Annotated in this window: 17 protein-coding genes; 5 read left to right on the top strand and 12 right to left on the bottom strand. The window is 74.3% G+C overall.

The genetic code is table 11. From position 1 onward, the window contains the following. Positions 1-37 precede the first annotated feature (37 nt). Positions 38-1,882: a SpoIIE family protein phosphatase gene (locus AB0F71_RS06390; RefSeq protein ID WP_360229095.1), complete on the top strand. Its 1,845-nt coding sequence runs from the start codon at positions 38-40 to the stop codon at positions 1,880-1,882. 62 nt (positions 1,883-1,944) lie between these two features. Here the strand turns inward: AB0F71_RS06390 and AB0F71_RS06385 are convergent, their stop codons facing one another. From AB0F71_RS06385 to AB0F71_RS06375, 3 genes are all read right to left on the bottom strand, one after another. After that, on the bottom strand, positions 1,945-2,580 hold the full coding sequence (locus tag AB0F71_RS06385) for a hypothetical protein (RefSeq protein WP_360229092.1): 636 nt from the start codon (positions 2,578-2,580) through the stop codon (positions 1,945-1,947). A 100-nt stretch (positions 2,581-2,680) separates the two neighbouring features. Next, positions 2,681-3,892, bottom strand: a complete 1,212-nt coding sequence (locus tag AB0F71_RS06380; protein WP_360229089.1) for an aminotransferase class I/II-fold pyridoxal phosphate-dependent enzyme — start codon at positions 3,890-3,892, stop codon at positions 2,681-2,683. A 106-nt stretch (positions 3,893-3,998) separates the two neighbouring features. Then, a complete protein-coding gene (locus tag AB0F71_RS06375; protein WP_360229086.1) occupies positions 3,999-4,346 on the bottom strand; it encodes a hypothetical protein in 348 nt (115 codons plus the stop codon). A gap of 492 nt (positions 4,347-4,838) precedes the next feature. Here AB0F71_RS06375 and AB0F71_RS06370 point away from each other — a divergent pair, with 492 nt between their 5' ends. Continuing rightward, entirely contained in the window at positions 4,839-6,320 is a 1,482-nt protein-coding gene (locus AB0F71_RS06370; RefSeq protein ID WP_360229494.1) for an LCP family protein, read from the top strand. A 109-nt stretch (positions 6,321-6,429) separates the two neighbouring features. On the opposite strand, the gene AB0F71_RS06365 is transcribed toward AB0F71_RS06370, so the two are convergent. From AB0F71_RS06365 to AB0F71_RS06340, 6 genes are all read right to left on the bottom strand, one after another. Beyond that, complete coding sequence (locus AB0F71_RS06365; protein ID WP_360229083.1) at positions 6,430-7,089, bottom strand: zinc ribbon domain-containing protein; 660 nt, start codon at positions 7,087-7,089, stop codon at positions 6,430-6,432. Positions 7,090-7,185: 96 nt separating this feature from the next. Beyond that, positions 7,186-7,440 carry a hypothetical protein gene (locus AB0F71_RS06360; protein WP_360229080.1) on the bottom strand — a complete coding sequence of 85 codons (255 nt, stop codon included), beginning with the start codon at positions 7,438-7,440 and terminating at the stop codon, positions 7,186-7,188. 213 nt (positions 7,441-7,653) lie between these two features. Then, the gene (gene lepB, locus AB0F71_RS06355) at positions 7,654-8,658 is read right to left on the bottom strand and encodes a signal peptidase I (RefSeq protein ID WP_360229077.1); all 1,005 of its coding nucleotides are present in this window, start codon (positions 8,656-8,658) and stop codon (positions 7,654-7,656) included. Between the two features lie 65 nt (positions 8,659-8,723). Beyond that, positions 8,724-9,320, bottom strand: a complete 597-nt coding sequence (locus tag AB0F71_RS06350) for a helix-turn-helix transcriptional regulator (RefSeq protein WP_360229074.1) — start codon at positions 9,318-9,320, stop codon at positions 8,724-8,726. 246 nt (positions 9,321-9,566) lie between these two features. After that, positions 9,567-11,120, bottom strand: coding sequence for a hypothetical protein (locus AB0F71_RS06345; RefSeq protein WP_360229071.1), 1,554 nt, complete (start codon positions 11,118-11,120; stop codon positions 9,567-9,569). Positions 11,121-11,351: 231 nt separating this feature from the next. Further along, positions 11,352-12,521, bottom strand: a complete 1,170-nt coding sequence (locus tag AB0F71_RS06340; protein WP_360229068.1) for a magnesium and cobalt transport protein CorA — start codon at positions 12,519-12,521, stop codon at positions 11,352-11,354. Positions 12,522-12,994: 473 nt separating this feature from the next. Here AB0F71_RS06340 and AB0F71_RS06335 point away from each other — a divergent pair, with 473 nt between their 5' ends. Then, a complete protein-coding gene (locus AB0F71_RS06335) occupies positions 12,995-14,329 on the top strand; it encodes an FAD-dependent monooxygenase (protein WP_360229065.1) in 1,335 nt (444 codons plus the stop codon). A gap of 239 nt (positions 14,330-14,568) precedes the next feature. Beyond that, positions 14,569-16,170 carry an ABC-F family ATP-binding cassette domain-containing protein gene (locus AB0F71_RS06330; RefSeq protein WP_360229062.1) on the top strand — a complete coding sequence of 534 codons (1,602 nt, stop codon included), beginning with the start codon at positions 14,569-14,571 and terminating at the stop codon, positions 16,168-16,170. Positions 16,171-16,240: 70 nt separating this feature from the next. On the opposite strand, the gene AB0F71_RS06325 is transcribed toward AB0F71_RS06330, so the two are convergent. Genes AB0F71_RS06325 through AB0F71_RS06315 form a run of 3 tightly spaced genes read right to left on the bottom strand, consistent with a single transcriptional unit; the run spans position 16,241 to position 18,056 of the window. Further along, the gene (locus AB0F71_RS06325; protein WP_360229059.1) at positions 16,241-17,002 is read right to left on the bottom strand and encodes a class I SAM-dependent methyltransferase; all 762 of its coding nucleotides are present in this window, start codon (positions 17,000-17,002) and stop codon (positions 16,241-16,243) included. A gap of 8 nt (positions 17,003-17,010) precedes the next feature. After that, positions 17,011-17,391, bottom strand: coding sequence for a hypothetical protein (locus AB0F71_RS06320; RefSeq protein WP_360229056.1), 381 nt, complete (start codon positions 17,389-17,391; stop codon positions 17,011-17,013). Next, complete coding sequence (locus AB0F71_RS06315) at positions 17,388-18,056, bottom strand: hypothetical protein (protein ID WP_360229053.1); 669 nt, start codon at positions 18,054-18,056, stop codon at positions 17,388-17,390. Before AB0F71_RS06315 ends, AB0F71_RS06320 begins: the two co-directional genes overlap by 4 nt. Positions 18,057-18,243: 187 nt before the next feature. Here AB0F71_RS06315 and AB0F71_RS06310 point away from each other — a divergent pair, with 187 nt between their 5' ends. After that, positions 18,244-19,026, top strand: coding sequence for a methyltransferase domain-containing protein (locus tag AB0F71_RS06310; protein WP_360229050.1), 783 nt, complete (start codon positions 18,244-18,246; stop codon positions 19,024-19,026). Positions 19,027-19,133 lie beyond the last annotated feature (107 nt).

Genomic DNA, 19,133 nt, shown 5'->3' with positions numbered 1-19,133 from the left:
GTAGGCGTGCCGCGCTCCGGCGCGTGATCATGGGGCTATGCACTTCCGGCACGGGCCCCGAGCAGAGGGCACCCCACCCCCGGACGCCCGCTCCCTGACGGCGACCGCGGCAGCCCTCGCCGCGCGCCTCGCCTCCATCACCGGCAGTGACCGCCTCGGACGCCCGGGCCGTGACATCGAGAACCCCGGCAGCCAGAACCCAGGCAGCCAGAGCCCCGGCAGCCAGAACCCAGGCAAGGAGTACCCCACCGACGAGCCCCCCGGCAGCGACCCGGACCTGCTCCGTGAACTGCTCGCCACCGCCCCGGTCGGCATCGCCCTGCTCGACGACCAGCTGCGCTGGCACTACCTCAACCCGGCGTTCACCACCGTCACCGGCCTGCGCCGCGCCGACCTGCTCGGCCGCGCCGCCGCGGCCACCCCCTTCGCCGGTGCCGTCGCCACCCTGCGCCGCGTCCTCGCCGACGGCCGCGACCGCGAGCACGTCAGCGGCGGTCCCGACGGCCCGGACGCCCCCGTCCCGACCGGGCTACGGGTGCGCTACCGGCCGCTGCGGAACGGCGGGCGGACCACCGGCGTGATCGTCGCGGTCCTGGACGACCCCGACCCGGCCCGCGAACAGCTGCGCGAACTCGAACACGCCCGCGCCCGGCTCGCCCTGCTGGACGCCGCCGCCGAGCGGATCGGCACCACCCTCGACATCGGCACCACCTGCGCGGAACTCGCCGCCTTCACCGTGCCCGCCCTCGCCGACCTCGCCGTCGTCGACGTACTGCCGCCCGAGGCCGAGCCCGCCCGCCCGGGCCGGGCCGGCGCCCAGCGGCTGCACCGCGCCGCGGTCCGGGCCGTACCCGGACTCGACGCCGCCCTCGCCGAACTGGCCCGCCCCGGCGAGTCCGTGCGCCACCGCGAGGGCTCGGCCGCGGCCCGCGGCCTGGCCGGCGGCGTCGCCGTGCTCACCGAACCCGGCCCCGCCGACGCCTGCCCGGCGGGCACCGCCTCACTGCTGGTCCTGCCGCTCGCCGCCCGCGGCCGCCTGGTCGGGGTGCTCACCCTCGGCCGCACCGCCGCCACCCCGGCCTTCACCCCGGACGAGGCCGCCCTGCTCGGCGACCTCGCCGCCCGCGCCGCCACCGGCATCGACAACGCCCGCAGCTACACCCGCTCCCAGGGCATCGCCCTGGAACTCCAGCGGGCCCTGCTGAGCGAGCCCGGCAATCCGCACCAGAACCTCGCGCTGGCCTCCCGCTACCTGCCCTCCGGCAGCAGCTCGGTGGTCGGCGGCGACTGGTACGAGACGGTCCGACTGCCCTTCGGCCGCACCCTGCTGGCCATGGGCGACGTGATGGGGCACGGCGTCGAGGCGGCCGTCGACATGAGCCACTACCGCTCGGCGCTGCGCGACATCGCCACCATGGACCTGCCCCCGCACCGGATCCTGCGCCAGCTCGACACCGTGATCTCCGCCGACGACACCGCCCGCCCGGCGACCTGCCTGCTGGCCCTCGCCGACCCCGGCCGCGCCCGCTGGACCTTCTCCAGCGCCGGGCACCTGCCGCCCGCCCTGATCACCCCGGACCACCCCACCGAGCTGCTGCCGGTCCCCACCGGCCCGCCGCTCGGCACCGGTTTCGGCGGCTACGAGCAGTCCACCCACCCGCTCGACCCCCGGCAGACCCTGCTGCTCTACACCGACGGCCTGGTGGAGCGTCGGCACGAGGACATCGACACCTCGCTGGAGCGCCTCGCCGCCCTCAGGCTCCCCGCCACCGGCGACCTCGACGAGCTCCTCGACGCCGTCCTGCACTCCCTCGCCCCGCCACCGGCGCCCGCCGCGGAGGACGACATCGCCCTGCTCGCCGCCCGGCCCAGGGCCCGCTGACGGCCCGCCCGCCCAGCTCTCGAGCCGGACCACTTCTCGAGCCGGACCACCGGCCCGCCGGGCTACTCCTCGAACCAGACCACCAGCCGGACGTGCTGCTCCCCGTGCACCTCGGCAGGGGTGCGCAGCACCGTCCACACCGGCCGCCACGGCCCGTCGGCGGGAACGGCGTCGCGGCGCCGGTCGCGCTCGGCCCGGAAGACCAGCGGGCCGGTGTCCCACTCGGTGCCCTCGGCCCAGTGCTCGCCGAGCCGCCCGAAGTCGAAGGTCCGGCTGTCGATCCCGGCGGCCCGGGCGAAGGTCCGGCTCCAGTCCTCCCGCCGGACCGGATCCAGCGAGCCGTCGGGCCGCCGCCGGTACCGGGCGATCCTGGTCGCCCGGGGCAGCGCCGGCTCGTCCCAGTCCACCGCGAGCACCTCGTCCCAGCCCAGCCAGGTGGCGCCGAAGGCCGCCGGCCCCCAGGAGGCGTACCCGGCCCGGGTGGTGGCCGAGGCGTCCTCGGGCAGGCCGCGGGCGCCGACCACCGGCCGCCAGTGGCCGTGCGGGTCCCGCACCCCGAAGAGGCAGGCGAAGGCGGCGTAGTCCCTGGTCGGGCCGAGCAGGGAGAGGTCGACGGCCGCCTGCCAGGCCCGCTCCCCGGGGTTGAGGGCCGGGGCCCAGGTGCGACACTCCACGAAGCCCCGGATGTCCGTTCCCATGGGCCGGATCATGCCCGGTCGGCCACGGTCCCCGCACCCGGATTACCGCCCCGCCCGGATTACCCGCCCCACCGGGATTACCGCCCCACCGGGTCGGGCCTCACCCGGCCTTCGCGAGGGCCTGCTCGACGTCCGCCCACAGGTCCTCCGGGTGCTCGATGCCCACCGAGACCCGCACCGTGCCCGGGCCGATGCCCGCCGCCGCCAACTCCCCGTCCGACAGCTGCCGGTGCGAGGTGCTGGCGGGGTGGACCACCAGGGTGTGGACGCCGCCCAGCGAGGGTGCCAGCGCGGCCAGCCGGACGGACTCGGTGAAGGCCCGGGCCGCCTCGCGGCCGCCCGCCAGGTCGAAGGCCAGCACGCCGCCGTGGCCGTCGGGCAGCAGGCGGCGGGCGAGTTCGTGGTCGGGGTGGTCGGGCAGGCCCGGGTAGTGGACGGCGTCGACGGCCGGGTGGGCGGCCAGCCGGGTGGCCAGGTCGAGCGCGGTGTCGCAGTGACGGCGGACCCGCAGCGCCAGGGTCTGCAGGCCGCGCAGGGTCAGCCAGGCGGCGAAGGGGTCGGCGCTGGCGCCGAGTTCGGTCCCGTGGTGCCAGACCTTCCGGTGCAGTTCGGGGTCGGCGAAGACCGCGATCCCGGCCAGCACGTCCGAGTGCCCGCCCAGGTACTTGGTGGCCGAGTGCACCACCACGTCCGCGCCGTGCTCGATCGGGCGGCACAGCAGCGGGGTGGCGAAGGTGTTGTCGACCACGCTGAGCACCCCGGCCCGCTTGGCGACGGCGATCAGCCCGGGCAGGTCGGTGACCCGGGTGGTGGGGTTGGAGACGGTCTCCAGGTGCAGCAGCCGGGTGGTGGGCCGCAGCGCCGCCGCCACCTCGTCCGGGTCGGAGCCGGAGACGTGGGTGACCTCGACGCCCCACCGCTGCGCGAGGTCGGCCAGCAGCGCGAACGTCCCTCCGTACAGGCTTCGTTGGGCGATCAGGTGGTCGCCGGAGCGGAGCAGGGCGAGCAGCACGGTGCTGATCGCGCCCATTCCGGAGGCGGTGGCCAGCGCCCCGGTGCCGCCCTCCAGGTCGGCGACGGCGTCCTCCAGCGAGCGGACGGTGGGGTTGCCGTAGCGGTTGTAGACGAACGCGCCGTCGGGGCCGGCGAAGGAGGCGGTGAGCGCCTCGCTGGTCTCGAAGGCGTACAGGTGGCCCTGGTGCAGCGGGATGCCCATCGGCCGGGCGCCGCCGAGTCCGGCCAGCGGCGGGTGGACGATCCGGCTCTCGGGGCGCAGCGCGTCGGCGGCGGGGTTCCGGGAAAAGTCGCTCATGCCGCCCATCCTGGGGCGCGGCGGCCGGGCGGGACAGGGCCAATCACAGCCGGGTGGCCCGCCTCGGCGCCGTCTCGGCACCCGGGCGGGCCGCCCCGGAACCGACTCAGCGACGGCGGAAGAGCTTCCGCACCAGGTGAACGATGCCCCAGATCACCAGGATGATGAACAGGATGATCAGAATGACCACGACCAGCAGGAACTTGCCGAGCTTGGCGAAGAAGCCGGACTTCTTCTTCTCCTTGGCCGCGATGTGCGCGACCTTCGCGACCTGCGTGACGTGCGCGACCTGTCCGACCTGCGCGACCTGCCGGTCCTGCGCGCCCTGGGCGGCGGCGGTCCCGGCCGCCGCTCCGCCGGCAACGGCCGTGCCGCTCACGGCGGTCCGGGGTGCGGCCACCGCCGTCGCGCTCGATGCCGCGGCGCCGAGGCCGACGGCGGCCAGCAGTGCCACCAGGACGCCGGCTATCGAACGTGCGATCCGGTGAGTCATCGTGCTCCTCGTACGGGTACGGAGCGACGGAGATGAGACCCGGTCGACCTTCTCTCATGGTCTGACCAGTATTTTTCTCATCTGCGCCTAGTATGCTCCTCTGGAAGTTCTACAGCGGTGTAAAAGTTTAGCGGCGGGACGACCGGATCCGACTCCGACCCAGGACCACGCAAGCCACCGCTCCGTCGGGGTTCCGTGGCAACTGTGGAGGATGACGCCGTGTCGGGTCGCAGGGGTTCCACCGAGAGCGAGAATTCGTCGCACCGGGCCGGTGGACGCAGAGCGGCGAACCGCAAACCCGGTACGGGCGCGGACGGTTCGAGCAGGGACGGCTCCCCCGAGGACCGTTCCCCCAAGGACCGTTCGGCCAAGGACGGCCCGGGCAAGGGGATACCCGACGCCCGCCCCGCCGGCCGGGCCAGGCCGAAGCCCAAGCGCAGCACCAAGCAGAAGGTGCTCTGGGTGACGGCCGGCTGCACCGCCCTCCTGGTCCTCGCCGGCGGCGCCGTCTACTACCGCCTGAACAGCAACATCACCACCTTCGACCGCGACGCCCTCAGCAAGGACCGCCCCGAGGCGGCCGCCCCGGACGCCCAGGGCCGCACCCCGGTCAACGTGCTGATGATCGGCTCGGACAGCCGCGGCAACGGCAACAGCGACCTGGGCGGCGGCGGGGACGAAGGCGCCCGCTCGGACACCGCGATCCTGCTGCACATCTACGCCGACCACAAGCACGCCGTCGGCATCTCGATCCCCCGCGACTCCCTGGTCGACCTCCCGCCGTGCAAGCTGCCCAACGGCAAGTGGACCAAGGAACAGACCAATGTGATGTTCAACAGCGCGTTCTCGGTCGGCAACACCGACCAGGGCAACCCGGCCTGCACCCAGAACGCCGTCGAGAAGCTCACCAACCTGCGCGTCGACCACACCATCGTGGTGGACTTCGGCGGCTTCGCCGCGATGACCAAGGCGGTCGGCGGCGTCGAGGTCTGCCTGCCGAACAACGTCTACGAGGGGGATCTCAACCCCAACCTCGGCCGCAAGGGCAAGCTGATCTTCGCCAAGGGCAAGCAGAAGGTCGAGGGCCAGTCCGCGCTGGACTTCGTCCGGGTCCGGCACGGCATCGGCGACGGCTCCGACATCGGCCGCACCAAGCGCCAGCAGGCCTTCCTCTCCTCCCTCATCAAGGAGGTCAAGTCCCGCGGCATGGACCCGACCACCCTGCTGCCGCTCGCCGACGCGGCGACCAAGTCGCTGACCGTCGACCCCGACCTCGGCTCGGCCGCCAAGCTGATGTCCTTCGCCATGTCGATCAAGGACGTCGACCTGCACGACGTCAAGTTCCTCACCGCGCCGTGGCGTTACGAAGGCCCCCGGGTCGCCCTGGTCCACCCCGACGTGGACCAGCTCTGGGCCGCGCTCAAGGCCGACCACACCATCGACGGCCAGGACGCCAGCGCCCAGAGCCCGGCCGCCAGCGGCTCCGCCGCCCCCAGCACCCCGCCCGGCGCCGAGGCCACGCCCTCCCCGACGGCGGCCGCCAAGAACGCGGACATCAAGGTCGCCGTCCTCAACGGCACGGGCGAGAGCGGCGTCGGCAGCAAGGGCGCCGAGACCGTCAAGGCCGCCGGCTACACCGTCACCGCCGTCGGCAACGCGGCCGGCAAGGCCCGCAGCACCACCGTGGTCGAGTACGGCGCGGGCGAGCGCGGCAACGCCGAGGCCGTCGCCAAGCTCTTCCCCGGGGCGAGCGTCCAGGCTGGCGGCAAGGGCCTGAGCGTGGTGCTCGGCCGCGACTTCGCCGCCGCCAACCCGGCCCCCGCCACCGGTTCGACCCCCGGCGCGCCCGCCGCCCCGGCCCCGCTGCCGAGCAGCGTCAGCGGAACCGCCCGCTCGGCCGACGACGACCCGTGCGCCAACGTGTCGTACGGCTGAGCCGCCCTCCCGGGGGCCGTCCCGCGACCGACGCCCCCCGGACGAACCGACGGGGCGCCTACGGACCTCACCGGCCTGCGGGCGCCCCGTCGCGTCGACTGACCGCCGCTCAGCGCCTCGTCCCGCAGGACGGGCAGAACGCCGCCCCCTCGGGCACGTCCTGGTGGCACTGCCCGCACTGGACGGGCTGCGCCAGCTTGAACCCGCAGCCCGGGCAGAACGGCGTGCCGTGGGTCTCCGTGTGGCACTGCGGGCAGACCAGTTGGCGCGGTGTCCGCACGTCGAACTCGGCGCCGGACTGCTGGCCGACCTGGTACGCCCGGTCCGACACCATGTCGTTGAGGCCCCGCCGCTGGGCCGCGGCCGCCTCGGCCGCGGTGTCCGGGGCGCAGCTGAAGCACAGGCCCTGCTCCGGGTTGAAGCAGCGGCCGCAGACGTAGTGGGTGCATCGGGCGCAACGGTTGAAGTGCGAGCGGGCGTTGTCGATCGCGCGCTGGAACGCGGCGTCCCGCGAGCTGCCCCAGGTGTGGCCGGCCAGGCCGTCCGCGGCGTTGCTGATCGTGTTGGCACTGCCGCCGATGAGGTTCCAGGCCGCGCTGACGCCCTTGCCCAGCCAGCCCGCCACCTGGCCGGTGGTGAACCGCTCGAACGGCGAGCGCCAGGTGTCGGAGCAGCGGTAGCAGGAGAACTCGAACTGGAAGCCCGCGCCGGTCCCGTACTGCTCGCACAGGTCGCGGTAGTTGTTGCTGAAGTAGATCTCGGAACTCACGTCGTCCCCGGTTGCTGAAAGTGGCCTAGTCGGCGTTCGCTCCCAGGGACGACAGGTGCCTTCGAACGGTTCCGCCAAGAACTCCTGACACTCTCTTCACAACCCGGCGACCGGTAGCAGCCGTACCCGGTCGGGTTCGAACGGCCGCCAGTCGGCGGGCCGTCCGCTGCGGCCGACCCGCAGTTGGCACCAGCTCCGCCCGGCCGGGTCCTGCCACCAGCCGCTGATCCGGCCGGGCGCCCAGCGGCCGTCACCGAGGTCGACCTCGACCGGCTGGTAGACCCACCGGACCTCCCGGTCCACCGGTCGCCCGGGCACCTCGGCGGGCGCCGCGAACTCAGCGGACGACACGGCGGGCGCCGCTAACTCGGCGGACGACACTGCGGGCGACGCCACGAACGACACGGCGGGCGACATCGCGGACACCGCGGGCCCGTTCGAACCCTCCACCACGGCTCCGCCTCCGCTCCGACCGGTGCGACCGCGCCCGTCGCCGCGGCCCGTCGCCGGAACTCTACAGCCGCGTAGAACACGGCGGGTGGAGTTCCGGCGAAGCGGTCCCGCTCAGCGCCCGGTGCGCCGCGCCCGCCGGCGCCGCCACAGCGCGATCGGCACCACGCCCGCGAGGGCGAGCGCCGCCGGCGCCGGGGGCGCCTCCGCCGGGCCGCCCGCGGCCCGGGAGGGCACCTTGTCGAAGGTGTCCGGGACGGGCAGGGTCGACCAGTCGGAGATCGGCCACGCCACCACGAAGGCCCGGCCGACCACGTTGTCCACCGGCACGAAGCCGTCCCCGGTGAGGTTCTGGTGCGGACGGGAGTCCCGGGAGTTGTTCCGGTGGTCGCCCATCACCCAGAGCTTGCCCTTGGGCACGGTGACGGTGCCGACCGGGTCGTTGTCGCAGGGCGTCGCCCCGGGGAACACGTACGGCTCGTCCAGCGCGACGCCGTTCACCTTCACCGGACTGCCCGCGTTGCACTCCACCGTGTCGCCGCCGACCGCGATGACCCGCTTGATCAGGTCCTTCTCGTCCGCGGAGGGCATCAGGCCGACGGTGCTCAGCGCCTTCTGAACGGTGCTGGTGAAGCCGCCGGAGCTCGTCGTGGGGGTGTCCTCCAGCCAGCCGCCCGGGTCGCGGAAGACCACCACCTCGCCGCGCTCCGGCTCGGCGCCGAACCACGGGGTGAGCTTGTCGACCAGCACCCGGTCGCCGATCTGCAGGGTGTTCTCCATCGAACCGGAGGGGATCGAGAAGGCCTGTACGAAGAAGGTCTTGATGCCGAGCGAGAGCAGCAGGGCGATCACCAGCAGGATCGGCAGCTCCTGCCAGAACGGGCGCTTCTTGCGCGCGGGCTTCGCACCGTTCCCGGCGGGCTCCTCCGGTCCGGCGGCCCGCCCGGCTTCCGGCTCCGACGGCTCCTCCGTCCCGGCTCCGGAACCAGTGCCCGAGCCGGTGCCAGGGCCAGCACCCGGGCCGCTTTCCGACCTGGTGTCCGGCCCCGCCGGCGCGGTCCCCGGCCTCTGCTCGGTTCCGCCGCTCTCGCCGGACTCCGTGCTCTGCTGCACACTCATGTATTCGGCCCCTCCCGACGGCCTGGGGGGAGCCCGAAGCGGAGACCCCCTGTCAGGGAACGAACCTACCGAACTGAGGTTCCCGGGCGCGCCCTGATGTGGATCCGTTCGCCCTGCGGGCCGAACAGGCTGAGGAACTCCACCGGCTGCGGGCCGGCGTTGCCGAAGCCGTGCGGGGTCCGGGTGTCGAACTCGGCGGCCTCACCGGCGGTCAGCTCCAGGTCGTGCGGGCCGAGCACCAGCCGCAGCCGCCCGGACAGCACGTACAGCCACTCGTAGCCCTCGTGGACCTTCAACTCCAGCTCCGGCCCGGCGTTCCGGCCCGGTGGCACGATGTGCTTGTACGCGTGCAGACCACCGAGGTGGCGGGTGAGCGGGATGACGGTCTGCCCGTTCCTGGTCACCGGGCGCGGGTGGATCCGCGGGTCTCCGGTGGCCGGGGCGCCGACCAGTTCGTCCAGCGGCACCCGGTACTCCCGGGCCAGCGGCAGCAGCAGCTCCAGGGTCGGCTTGCGCTGCCCGGACTCCAGGCGGGACAGCGTGCTGAGCGAGATCCCGGTCGCCGCGGCCAGCTTGGCGAGCGTGGTGCCGCGCTCCCGGCGCAGCGCCCGCAGCCGCGGACCCACCGTGGTGAGGACGTTCTCGAACTCTTCGTCGGCCATGCCTGCTATTCGCCGGGACGGCAAGGGTGCTTGTCAATCCGGCACACCGGTGACGGCCACCCCGCCTGCCGGCAGGGCCCGGTGGCGGTCCGCCGATCGCCACCGGGCCCCGTCCTCCGGCTTCCCGGATCACGGCCTTCCAGTCATCCCGTCATCCGGCCGTGCCGTCAGACAGCCGTCCCGTCATGCGGCCGTGCCGTCATCCGGCCGTCCCGTCATACGGTCGCCCCGTCAACGGGCCGCGCACTACCGGTACTCGCGCAGCCGGGGCCGCACCCCCACCGCGGTGAGCGCCACCGCCGCCGCCAGGACGACCCCGCCCAGGGCCGCCGTGGTGCCGTCGAGGTCGCCGTCGGTCGCCGCGACGGCCGAGTCCATCGCCTTCTGGTTGACGTCGATGGTGTCCTCCAGGGCCGTGCTCAACTGCCCGAACTGGTAGTTGGACTGCCCCTCGGCGAGGCCGGTGTTGAGGGTGATCGCGTCCTTGAGCTGCCCCGCGCCGCGCAGCACGCGCATCCGGTGGTCGATGGCCTGGTACTCCTGGAAGGCGCTCAACACCCGCTCCGCGGCCGCCTGCTCGCCGGGGAAGGTGATGTTGTGCAGCTCGTCGCCCAGGTACCCGCCGAAGGGGACGGTCGAGCGGTCCTGGTGGTGCCGTTCGACGGCGGTCTGCAGCCGGGTGCCGTAACTGTCCATGGTCGCCCCGTCGAAGTGGACGATCGCCTGGCTCTGCTCCAGGTAGGCCTGCTCCCACACGGCCGCCCGGCTCGGGTCGATCAGGTAGCGGCTCTCGTCGGCGTTCATGTCGTACGCGACGGCGCGGGACCGGCTGAGCGCGATCACCGAGTCGTAGGCGTCGCTCTTGGCCGTCGCCAGGTGGTCCGAGGTGCGGCCCACCAGGGCCAGGCCGGTCACCAGCACCGCGCCGGTCAGCAGGGTGACGCCGGCCAGCGCGGGGTTGAACACCCGGTGGTAGCGCACGAACAGCGCGCGCTGGAGCCCGAACAGCGCGGCGAGGGCGAGCAGTCCGACGGCGAACAGCCACCACCAGCCGGTGCCCAGGTCGGCGCGCTGCTGGCCGTAGACGCGGTCGACGGTCGCCTCGTTGGCGGCGGTGACCTGGTCGGCGGCGGGCAGCAGCTGGCTGCGCAGCAGGTCGGAGGCCTGCCGGTAGGCGTCCAGGGCGGCGGGCGAGGGCTTGCCGGCCGGGGCCTTGGCCTGCTCCTCCAGCAGCTGGGAGCGGGCCACCAGGGCCTCGTAGCTGCCGAGCCGGCCGAGTACCAGCTGGACGGCGCGCTGCCCGGCCGGGTCGTCGGCGGCGGCCTGGGCGGCCTGCTGGAGGTCGTCGTCGGCCTGGTTGCGGCGCAGCTCGTAGGTGTCCAGGGTCTGCTTGCGCAGCGCGGCGTAGTCCTGGTCGTCGCCGACCAGCAGCAGGTTGGCGGCCTGGGCGTCCATGTCGCTGAGCGCGAAGTAGAGGTCGGCGGCCCGGGTGGCCTGCGGGGCCGCCCGGTGGCCGATGGTGTCGGTGCCGTCCCGGGCGCCGCCGAGCACGGCGGTGGCGGTGGCGCCGAGGCCGATCAGGGCGGCCAGGCTCAGTGCGGTGAGCCCGCGCACCAGGCGCGGGGTGGTCCAGTAGGAGCGGCTGCCGACCGTCCGCAGGCCCTGCCCGAGCCGGGCCAGCGGTCCGGACGGCACCCGCGCTCCGGCGGGCTCCCCGCTCCCGGCCGGTTCCGGGCCGTCGTCCCCTCCGGCGGCCGCCTCCTCCGAGGTGGCCGCTCTGCCTGCAGTCGAGGTGGTCATGACCACACGTCCCTTTCCCCCGTGGCACGGTCCTCCGGAGGCTCCCGGTGGGAACCGAACCTCCCGGTGGGAACCGCGCACAGAACCGTTTCTCTCCGCCGCGCGACGCTAGTGCCGCGCCACCAGCGATGAGACGCTCCCTGACGGCTCCTTGACACCGGCGGAGGGGGATCTTGACGCTTCCTTAGCGCGGGGGTCGTCGGTGGCACCCGGACGGCCCGCCGGGGGCCGTCAGAGCCAGTCTCGGCGCTTGAACACCAGGTACAGCCCGGTGCAGACCAGCGCCATCAACCCGATCGCGAACGGATAGCCGAAGGCCCACTTGAGCTCCGGCATGATCTCGAAGTTCATCCCGTAGACCGTGCCGATCAGGGTCGGCGCGAACAGGATGGCCGCCCAGGAGGAGATCTTCTTGATCTCGTCGTTCTGCGCGTGCCCGGCCTCGGCGAGCTGCTTCATCTCCTCGTTCTGCCGCTGCGAGACCAGCGTCGCGTTCACCGTCAGGATGTTCTGCAGCATCTGCCGGAAGCCGTCCACCCGCTCGGCCGCGTAGGTGGCGTGGTCCGCGACGTCCCGCAGGCGGCGCTGGAGTTCCTCGTCGGTGCCGTACTTGCCGAAGCCCGCCTCCAGGCTCCGCATGATCTCCAGCAGCGGCCGGGTGGCCCGCTGGAGCTCGATCACCTCGCGGGACAGCTCGTAGATCCGGCGGGAGACGTGCGGGTCCCCGCCGAACACCTCGGTCTCGATCTCGTCGATGTCGTGCTGGAGCCCGGCGATCACCGGCGCGTAGCCGTCCACCACGGCGTCCAGCACCCCGTACAGCACCGCCTCCGGGCCGAGCGCCAGCAGCTCCGGGTCGTCCTCCAGGCGGCGGCGGACCGCGGAGAGGTCCGGGGCCTGCGAGTGGCGCACGGTGATGACGAACTCGGGGCCGACGAACAGGTGGATCTCGCCGAAGTCCACCTCCTCCGCCTCGTCCAGGTAGCGGGCGGCGCGCAGCACCACGAACAGGGTGTCGCCGTAGCGCTCCAGCTTCGGCCGCTGGTGGGCCACGATGGCGTCCTCGACTGCCAGTTCGTGCAGGTTGAACCGGTCCGCGGCCTCCAGCAGCTGCGCCTCCGCCGGGCGGAACAGCCCGATCCAGGCCATCGTGCCGGGCCGGTCCGGCAGTTCGCGGTAGATCTCGGCGAGGTCGGCGGGCGCGTCGGTGCGGCGGCCGTCGCGGTAGACCGCCGCGTCCACCACGGAACGTTCCAGGGCCACCGGCTCGACCGGCTGGTCCGGGCGCGGGTCCATCGAGTGCTCGGGCGCGGAGCGGGGATCGACGGGCCGCCGCTCGGCCGTCGGACGGGAGAACGGACGCTTGCTCACGCGCACGGCGCGCACACGCCAGTCGGACATGGCGGGGAACCTCCACGGTGGGTGCCCGGCCACCGCCGCGCTCGGCACGGCGGGCCGGGGGCGCCCGGCCCGCCGCCACGCGCACGGCGCCACCGGCAGCAACGCCCCGCCGGTGGCGGGGTCAGCCCTGCTCGGGAGCCGTACGGGAGGAGGAGTGCCGGGGGCCGCGAATCCTGCGGGACAACCGGGGGCGGGGCCGACTTCGACCCGTACTACTGCACTCCACGGCTCTCACCTCCTCGAATCCGCGCGCCCCGGAGGACCAGGACGCTGACGCAACCCGCCCGATTTTAGTACCCGTTCAGTACCCGCCCGACCGATCCGCTCCACCGCCCCTCACCGCCACCGTTCCGACCGGATCCCCCGGCGGCTCCTGGACCGTCCCGACCCGACGTCAACGGACTTGCGCCGTCCGCCCGTTCGTCCAACTGGACCGATTACGCTCCGACGCCGCCGCCACTACGCTACGTCGCATGAATTCTTTGGAGACGGCCCCCGCGCGGGGCACGGCGGTGGTGATCGGCGGCGGGCTGGCCGGCGTGGTGGCGGCCTGGGCGCTGCGGGGCCGCGCCGAGCGGATCGTCGTGGTGGAGCGGGACCGGTACCCGGACGAGCCGGCGTTCCGGGCCGGGGTGCCGCAGGGCCGGCACGCGCACCTGGTGCTGGAGGCGGGCCACCGCGCGCTGGAGGAGCTGATGCCCGGCATCAAGCAGGAGTTGACCGACGCGGGCGCGCACCGGGTCTCCACCTCGGGCGACCTCCGGTGGCTCAGCTCCGCCGGCTGGATGGCCGACTACCCGGCCCAGCTGGCCTTCCTCTCCTGCACCCGGCCGGTGCTGGACAAGGTGGTGCTGGACCGGGTCCGCACCGAGCCGTCGATCGAGTTCCTGGAGGGCACCGACGTGGTCGGCCTGCTCGGCTCGGCGCAGCGGGTGACCGGGGTGAAGGTCCGCGAGCGCGGCCAGGAGCGCGGCGAAGTCCGGGAGATCCCGGCCGAGTTGGTGATCGACGCGGCCGGCCGCTCGACCTCGGTGCCGAAGTGGCTCGGCGAACTGGGCCGCCCGGTGCCCGAGGAGCGGGTGGACGCGGGCGTCGCGTACGCCTCCCGGCTGTTCCACCGCCCGCCCGGCGTCGACCTCGGCCACCAGGCGGTCTACCTCCAGACCAAGGCCCCGGACAAGCCCCGGATGGGCGTCCTGCTGCCGGTCGAGGGCGACCGCTGGATCGTCAGCCTGGCCGGGATGCGCGGCGCCGAACCCGCACCCGGCACCGAGGGCTTCACCGAGCACCTGTCCCGGCTGCGCGACCCGGCCCTCGCGGACATGCTGCGGGGCGCCGAACCGGCGGGCGAGGTGCGCGGCTTCCTGCCCGGCCCGGGCGTGCGGCGGCACTACGAACACGGCGCCCCGGACGGCCTGGTGGCGGTCGGCGACGCCGCGAGCACCTTCAACCCGGTGTACGGGCAGGGCATCACCGTGTCGCTGTTCTGCGCCCAGGTGCTGCGCCGCACGGCCGCCCGGCACGGCGGCGTCGGGCCGGCCACGGCCCGTGACGCGCGCCGGGAGATCGCGGCGGTGTCCAAGACCGCGTGGATGATGTCCAGCGCCGAGGACGTCCGCTTCGCCGCCACCACGGGCGGGCCCTCGGGCGCGCTGATCAGGCTCCAGCACCGTTACCTGGACAAGGTACTCCGGGGCGCCACCCACAACCCCGCGATCACGGCGGCCTTCCACGAGGTGCTGTCGCTGGTCGCGCCGCCGACCCGGCTGTTCCACCCGGCGGTGGTGGCCGCCGTGCTGCGCGGCTGACGGCCGTCTCGCCGAGCGGTGCGGCCGCCCCGGCCGTCCTCACCGAACGGTCCGGTCCGGCCCGGCCCGCCTCGCCGAGCGGTCCGATCCGGTCCGGTCCGGATGCACCCGTTAATTCGGGTGCGTCCGTTCCGGCCGCCCGCTAGCCTGGCCGACATGTCTACGCCCCGAATCTCCTAGCTGACGGACCCGCCTCCACGCCACCCGTGTGCCCGTCAGCTGTTTCGGAGCGTTATCCCATGATCACCACCCGTGGTGTCGACGTGCGCGTCGGCGCCCGTCTGCTGTTGTCCGACGTCACCCTGCACATCGCCCCCGGCGACCGGATCGGCCTGGTCGGCCGCAACGGCGCCGGCAAGACCACCCTGCTCTCCACCCTCGCCGGCCAACTGCCCCCCGCCGCCGGTACGGTCACCCGCACCGGACCGGTCGGCTACCTCGCGCAGGACTCCCGTGCCGCCGACCCGGCCGTCACCGTCACCGACCGCATCCTGTCCGCCCGCGGCCTGGACACCGCCGTCCGCGCGCTGCGCGACGCCGAACGGGCCATGGCCCGGGCCGGCTCCGCCGCCGAGGAACGCCGGGCGATGGACGCCTACGCGCGCGCCGACGCCGCGTTCCAGTCCCGCGGCGGCTACCCGGCCGAGGCCGAGGCCGCCCGGGTCGCGGCCGGGCTCGGGCTGCCCGCCCGGGTGCTGGACGCCCCCGTCGGCACCCTCTCCGGCGGCCAGCGCCGCCGGGTCGAGCTGGCCCGCATCCTGTTCGCCGACCACGGCACCCTGCTGCTGGACGAGCCCACCAACCACCTGGACGCCGACTCGGTCGGCTGGCTGCGCGGCTTCCTCGCCGCCCACCGGGGCGGGCTGGTGCTGATCAGCCACGACCTCGACCTGCTGGCGGAGACCGTCAACCGGGTCTTCCACCTGGACCCGCAGCGCGCCGCGCTCGACGTCCACAACACCGGCTGGCGGGCCTACCTGGCCCAGCGCGCGGCCGACGAGCGCCGCCGCACCTGGGAGCGGGCCAACGCCGAGCGCAAGGCCGCCGCCCTGCACGCCCAGGCCGACCGGATGCGCTCCAACGTCGCCACCGCGACCAGCGCCCGCAGCATGGCCCGGCGCGCCGACCGGATGCTCGCCGAGCTGGAACCCGTACGGCAGGCCGAGCGCACCGCGCGCATCCGGCTGCCCGAGCCCGCGCCCTGCGGCCGGACCCCGCTCGGCGCGGTCAGCCTCGCCAAGGCCTACGGCGGCCGGACGGTGCTGAGCGGCCTGGACCTCGCCGTGGACCGGGGCAGCCGGATGGTCGTGCTCGGCCTCAACGGCGCCGGCAAGACCACCCTGCTGCGCGTCCTGGCCGGGCAGGAACGCCCGGACTCCGGCCGGGTCGTGGCCGGCACCGGCCTGCGGCTCGGCTACTTCGCCCAGGAGCACGACACCCTGGACCCGGCGCTCAGCGTGCGCGACAACCTGGCCGCCGCCGCGCCCGACCTGACCGACGGCGAACTGCGGACCGTCCTCGGCGCGTTCCTGTTCCGCGGGGACGACGCCGACAAGCCGGCCGGCGTGCTCTCCGGCGGCGAGAAGACCAGGCTGGCGCTGGCGGCCCTGGTCCACTCCGGCGCCAACGTGCTGCTGCTGGACGAGCCGACCAACAACCTCGATCCGGCCTCCCGGGCCGAGGTGCTGGCCGCGGTCGGCACCTACCCGGGTGCGATCGTGATGGTCACCCACGACCCCGGTGCCATCGAGGCGCTCCGGCCGGACCGGGTGCTGCTGCTGCCGGACGGCGACGAGGACCTGTGGCACGACGAGTACCTGGACCTGGTCACCCAGGCCTGAGCCACCGGCCTGGAGTGAGCCCTCGCCACCGCCCTCGCCCGTAGCGGTCCGCCGTCCCCCCGGTGGGCCGCTACGGCTTGCGCGCCTCGATCAGGAAGCGCGCCGAATGGGCGACGAACGGCCCCTCGGCCCGGATCCGGGCGTCCAGCTCGCGCAGCCGGTCGAGGTGGCCCTCCACGGTGAAGCCCGGAACCATCCAGATCACCTTCCGCAGGAAGTAGACCACCGCGCCGATGTCGCGGAACTCCATCCGCAGCCGCTCCGAACGCAGGTCCACCACCTCCAGCCCGGCCGCCCGGGCCTCGGCGCTCTCCGCCTCGGGGCGGCGGCCCTCGCGCGCCTCGGGCTGCGGCCCGAGGAAGTACTCGACCAGCTCGAAGACCGAGGCCGGGCCGACGTGCTGGGCGAAGTACGCGCCGCCGGGCCGCAGCACCCGGGCGATCTCCGACCACCAGGCCTTCACCGGGTGCCGGCTGCTGACCAGGTCGAAGGCCTCGTCCGCGAACGGCAGCGGCGGCTCGTCCGGGTCGGCGACCACCACCGCGCCCAGCGGGTGCAGCAGCCGGGTCGCCTTGGCCAGGTTGGGCGGCCAGGACTCGGTGGCCGCCAGGACGGGCGGGCGGCCGCCCTGACGCAGGGCGCCGGCCAGCACCTCCCCGCCGCCGGTCTGGATGTCCAGGGCCGCCGACGCCGACGCCAACCGCCCGGCCAGCAGCCGCTGGTAGCCCCAGGAGGGGCGCTCCTCGGTCGCCCGGCCGTCCAGCCAGGAGAAGTCCCAACCGTCCACGGGGACGGACCCGGCCTCGGCGATCAGCTCTTCGAAGGTGCGCATGCGTGGCATCATCGCGGCGCCGGCGCCGCGCTGCCAGTGGATTCGGAACCGGCCGGGTACCGGAGCACCCACCCCACCCGCACCTCCAGGCCTCCGGCGGCGATCAGCCCGGACACCGGCTCCGCCCCGCCGCCGTCCGCCTCGAACGCGAGCAGCACCTCCGGCTGCTCCCCGCACTGCCGCTCGACCAGCCGTCGCTCCTCGACGCTCGGCTCGCGGAACACCGGATCCTGGAAGGCCTGCGGGCAGCGGACGTACAGCGGGTCGGTGAGGACCAGCTCCAGGCCGTGGTGGTAGCCGAGGTCGTGCCCGGCGGCCAGACGCAGTTCCCCCGGGCGCCAGGAGTACACGTCCCAGTCCCACCAGGACCCTGCCGGCAGCTCGATCACTCCGGCCACCGGACCGGGCCGTCCGGAATCGCCGCGATGCTCGGGTGGCGGACGGCCTCCAGCCCGGTGTCGGCGAGCAGGTCGGCGATCAGGGCGGGCGGGCCGAAGACCTCGGTGGCGCTGAGGTCCCAGTTGGTGAGGACGAACCAGGAGCGGTCCGCGGGCCACCAGTGCGCGGGGAACTGGGCGTACTCCGGCCGGGCGTCGTAGTGGGCGAGCACCTCGTCCAGCCGGCCTCGGTGGGCCGTCACCGGTCGAAGCAGGTCCTCGATCGCGGCCGAGGCGAGGCGGCAGTCGGTCGCCGGCCCGTCGGCGCTGTGCCGGGCCAGCACCTCCACCAGCCGCGCGAGGCAGTCGCGGTCCGGCACCCCGATCAGCGGGTGGTCGACCTCGCCCGGGAGCACGACGCGCCGGTCGAACACCAGGTGCGACAGCGTGAAGGGCCAGTCGGCGAGGCGCCGCCCGGCGCCCGCCAGCGCCTCGGCCCAGCGCACCGGCCGCCCGTCCACCCGCAAGGTGTGCAGCACCCAGCAGCGGTCGGCGAACCCGGGCGTCGGCCCAGCGCCGGGCCAACTCCCGTCCGGCTCGTAGCCGAGAACCGCCTCCCCCGCCTCCAGCAGCGGACGGATCCCGTCCAGCGGGTCCTCGTCCGGTATCCGTTCCACGGTCCGCCCCTTCCTCCGGTTCCGGAACCGCGGCCTCGAAAGCCGCTACCCCCGGTCGATACGTCTGCGCGAGGATAGCGGCCATGACGGCCGGCCAGGACGGTCAGGACGGACGGCCAGGACGGCCAGGACGGCGAGCCGCCCGCTGGTCCTCCTGCCGACCACCACGCGGGGAGACCTCGACGCCATGACCAGCACACCGCAGTCCGAGCTCGGCCGCTTCTACGACGACTTCGCCGAGGACTACCACCTGCTCTACGCCGACTGGAACGCCGCGCTCACCCGCCAGGGCGCGGCCCTGGACGCCCTCGTCCGGGAGCACCTGGGCGAGGGCCCGGCCGAGGTGCTCGACTGCGCCTGCGGCATCGGCACCCAGGCGATCGGACTGGCCGCGCTGGGCCACCAGGTGACCGGTACCGACCTCAGCCCGGTCGCCGCCGCCCGGGCCGCCACTGAGGCCGCCGCACGCGGGCTCCGACTGCCCGCAGCGGCCGCCGACATGCGCGAACTCCCCTTCCCGGACGGCCGGTTCGACGTCGTGGTGTGCGCCGACAACGCGCTCCCCCACCTGCTCGCGGCCGAGGACGTCCGCGCCGCGCTGGCCGAGATGCGCCGGGTGCTGCGCCCGGGCGGGCTGCTCCTGCTCTCCACCCGCCCGTACGACGAGCTGCGCCGGGACCGTCCCGCCGCCACCCTGCCGCAGACCGCCGAACCGGACGGCCGGCGCTCGGTGCTCTTCCAGCTCTGGCACTGGCGCGAGGACGGCGAACGCTACGACCTGGAGCTCTTCCGACTCCTACCGGACGACACCGGACAGTGGCGCACCACGGTCCGCCGGTCCAGCTACTGGGCCCTCACCCAGGCCCAGTTGAGCACCTTCGCCACCGAGGCGGGCCTCACCGCCACCGACTGGCGCCACCCCGCCGACACCGGCTTCTTCCAGCCCGTCCTGCTCGCCCGGGCGCCCTGACCTCCCGGTTTCCTCCGCCACACCACCCCGCCGCCTCCCCCACCGGAGGCGGCGGGCTGATCTCGTACCACTTCGACGACAGGGAGGACCTCCTCCAGACCCTGGTC

This window comes from Kitasatospora sp. NPDC028055 (genome assembly GCF_040637885.1).
Taxonomy (GTDB): Bacteria; Actinomycetota; Actinomycetes; order Streptomycetales; family Streptomycetaceae; genus Kitasatospora.
The sequence above is the reverse complement of the archived record's forward strand: the minus strand, read 5'-3'. Positions and strand labels throughout refer to the sequence as shown.

Coding starts and splice junctions, on each gene's coding strand:
- AB0F71_RS06350 (WP_360229074.1), bottom strand. CDS start 9,320: ATGGCCGACGAAGAGTTCGAGAACGTCCTCACCACGGTGGGTCCGCGG.
- AB0F71_RS06330 (WP_360229062.1), top strand. CDS start 14,569: ATGATCACCACCCGTGGTGTCGACGTGCGCGTCGGCGCCCGTCTGCTG.
- AB0F71_RS06390 (WP_360229095.1), top strand. CDS start 38: ATGCACTTCCGGCACGGGCCCCGAGCAGAGGGCACCCCACCCCCGGAC.
- lepB (WP_360229077.1), bottom strand. CDS start 8,658: ATGAGTGTGCAGCAGAGCACGGAGTCCGGCGAGAGCGGCGGAACCGAG.
- AB0F71_RS06340 (WP_360229068.1), bottom strand. CDS start 12,521: ATGTCCGACTGGCGTGTGCGCGCCGTGCGCGTGAGCAAGCGTCCGTTC.
- AB0F71_RS06385 (WP_360229092.1), bottom strand. CDS start 2,580: ATGGGAACGGACATCCGGGGCTTCGTGGAGTGTCGCACCTGGGCCCCG.
- AB0F71_RS06335 (WP_360229065.1), top strand. CDS start 12,995: ATGAATTCTTTGGAGACGGCCCCCGCGCGGGGCACGGCGGTGGTGATC.
- AB0F71_RS06345 (WP_360229071.1), bottom strand. CDS start 11,120: ATGACCACCTCGACTGCAGGCAGAGCGGCCACCTCGGAGGAGGCGGCC.
- AB0F71_RS06310 (WP_360229050.1), top strand. CDS start 18,244: ATGACCAGCACACCGCAGTCCGAGCTCGGCCGCTTCTACGACGACTTC.
- AB0F71_RS06380 (WP_360229089.1), bottom strand. CDS start 3,892: ATGAGCGACTTTTCCCGGAACCCCGCCGCCGACGCGCTGCGCCCCGAG.
- AB0F71_RS06325 (WP_360229059.1), bottom strand. CDS start 17,002: ATGCGCACCTTCGAAGAGCTGATCGCCGAGGCCGGGTCCGTCCCCGTG.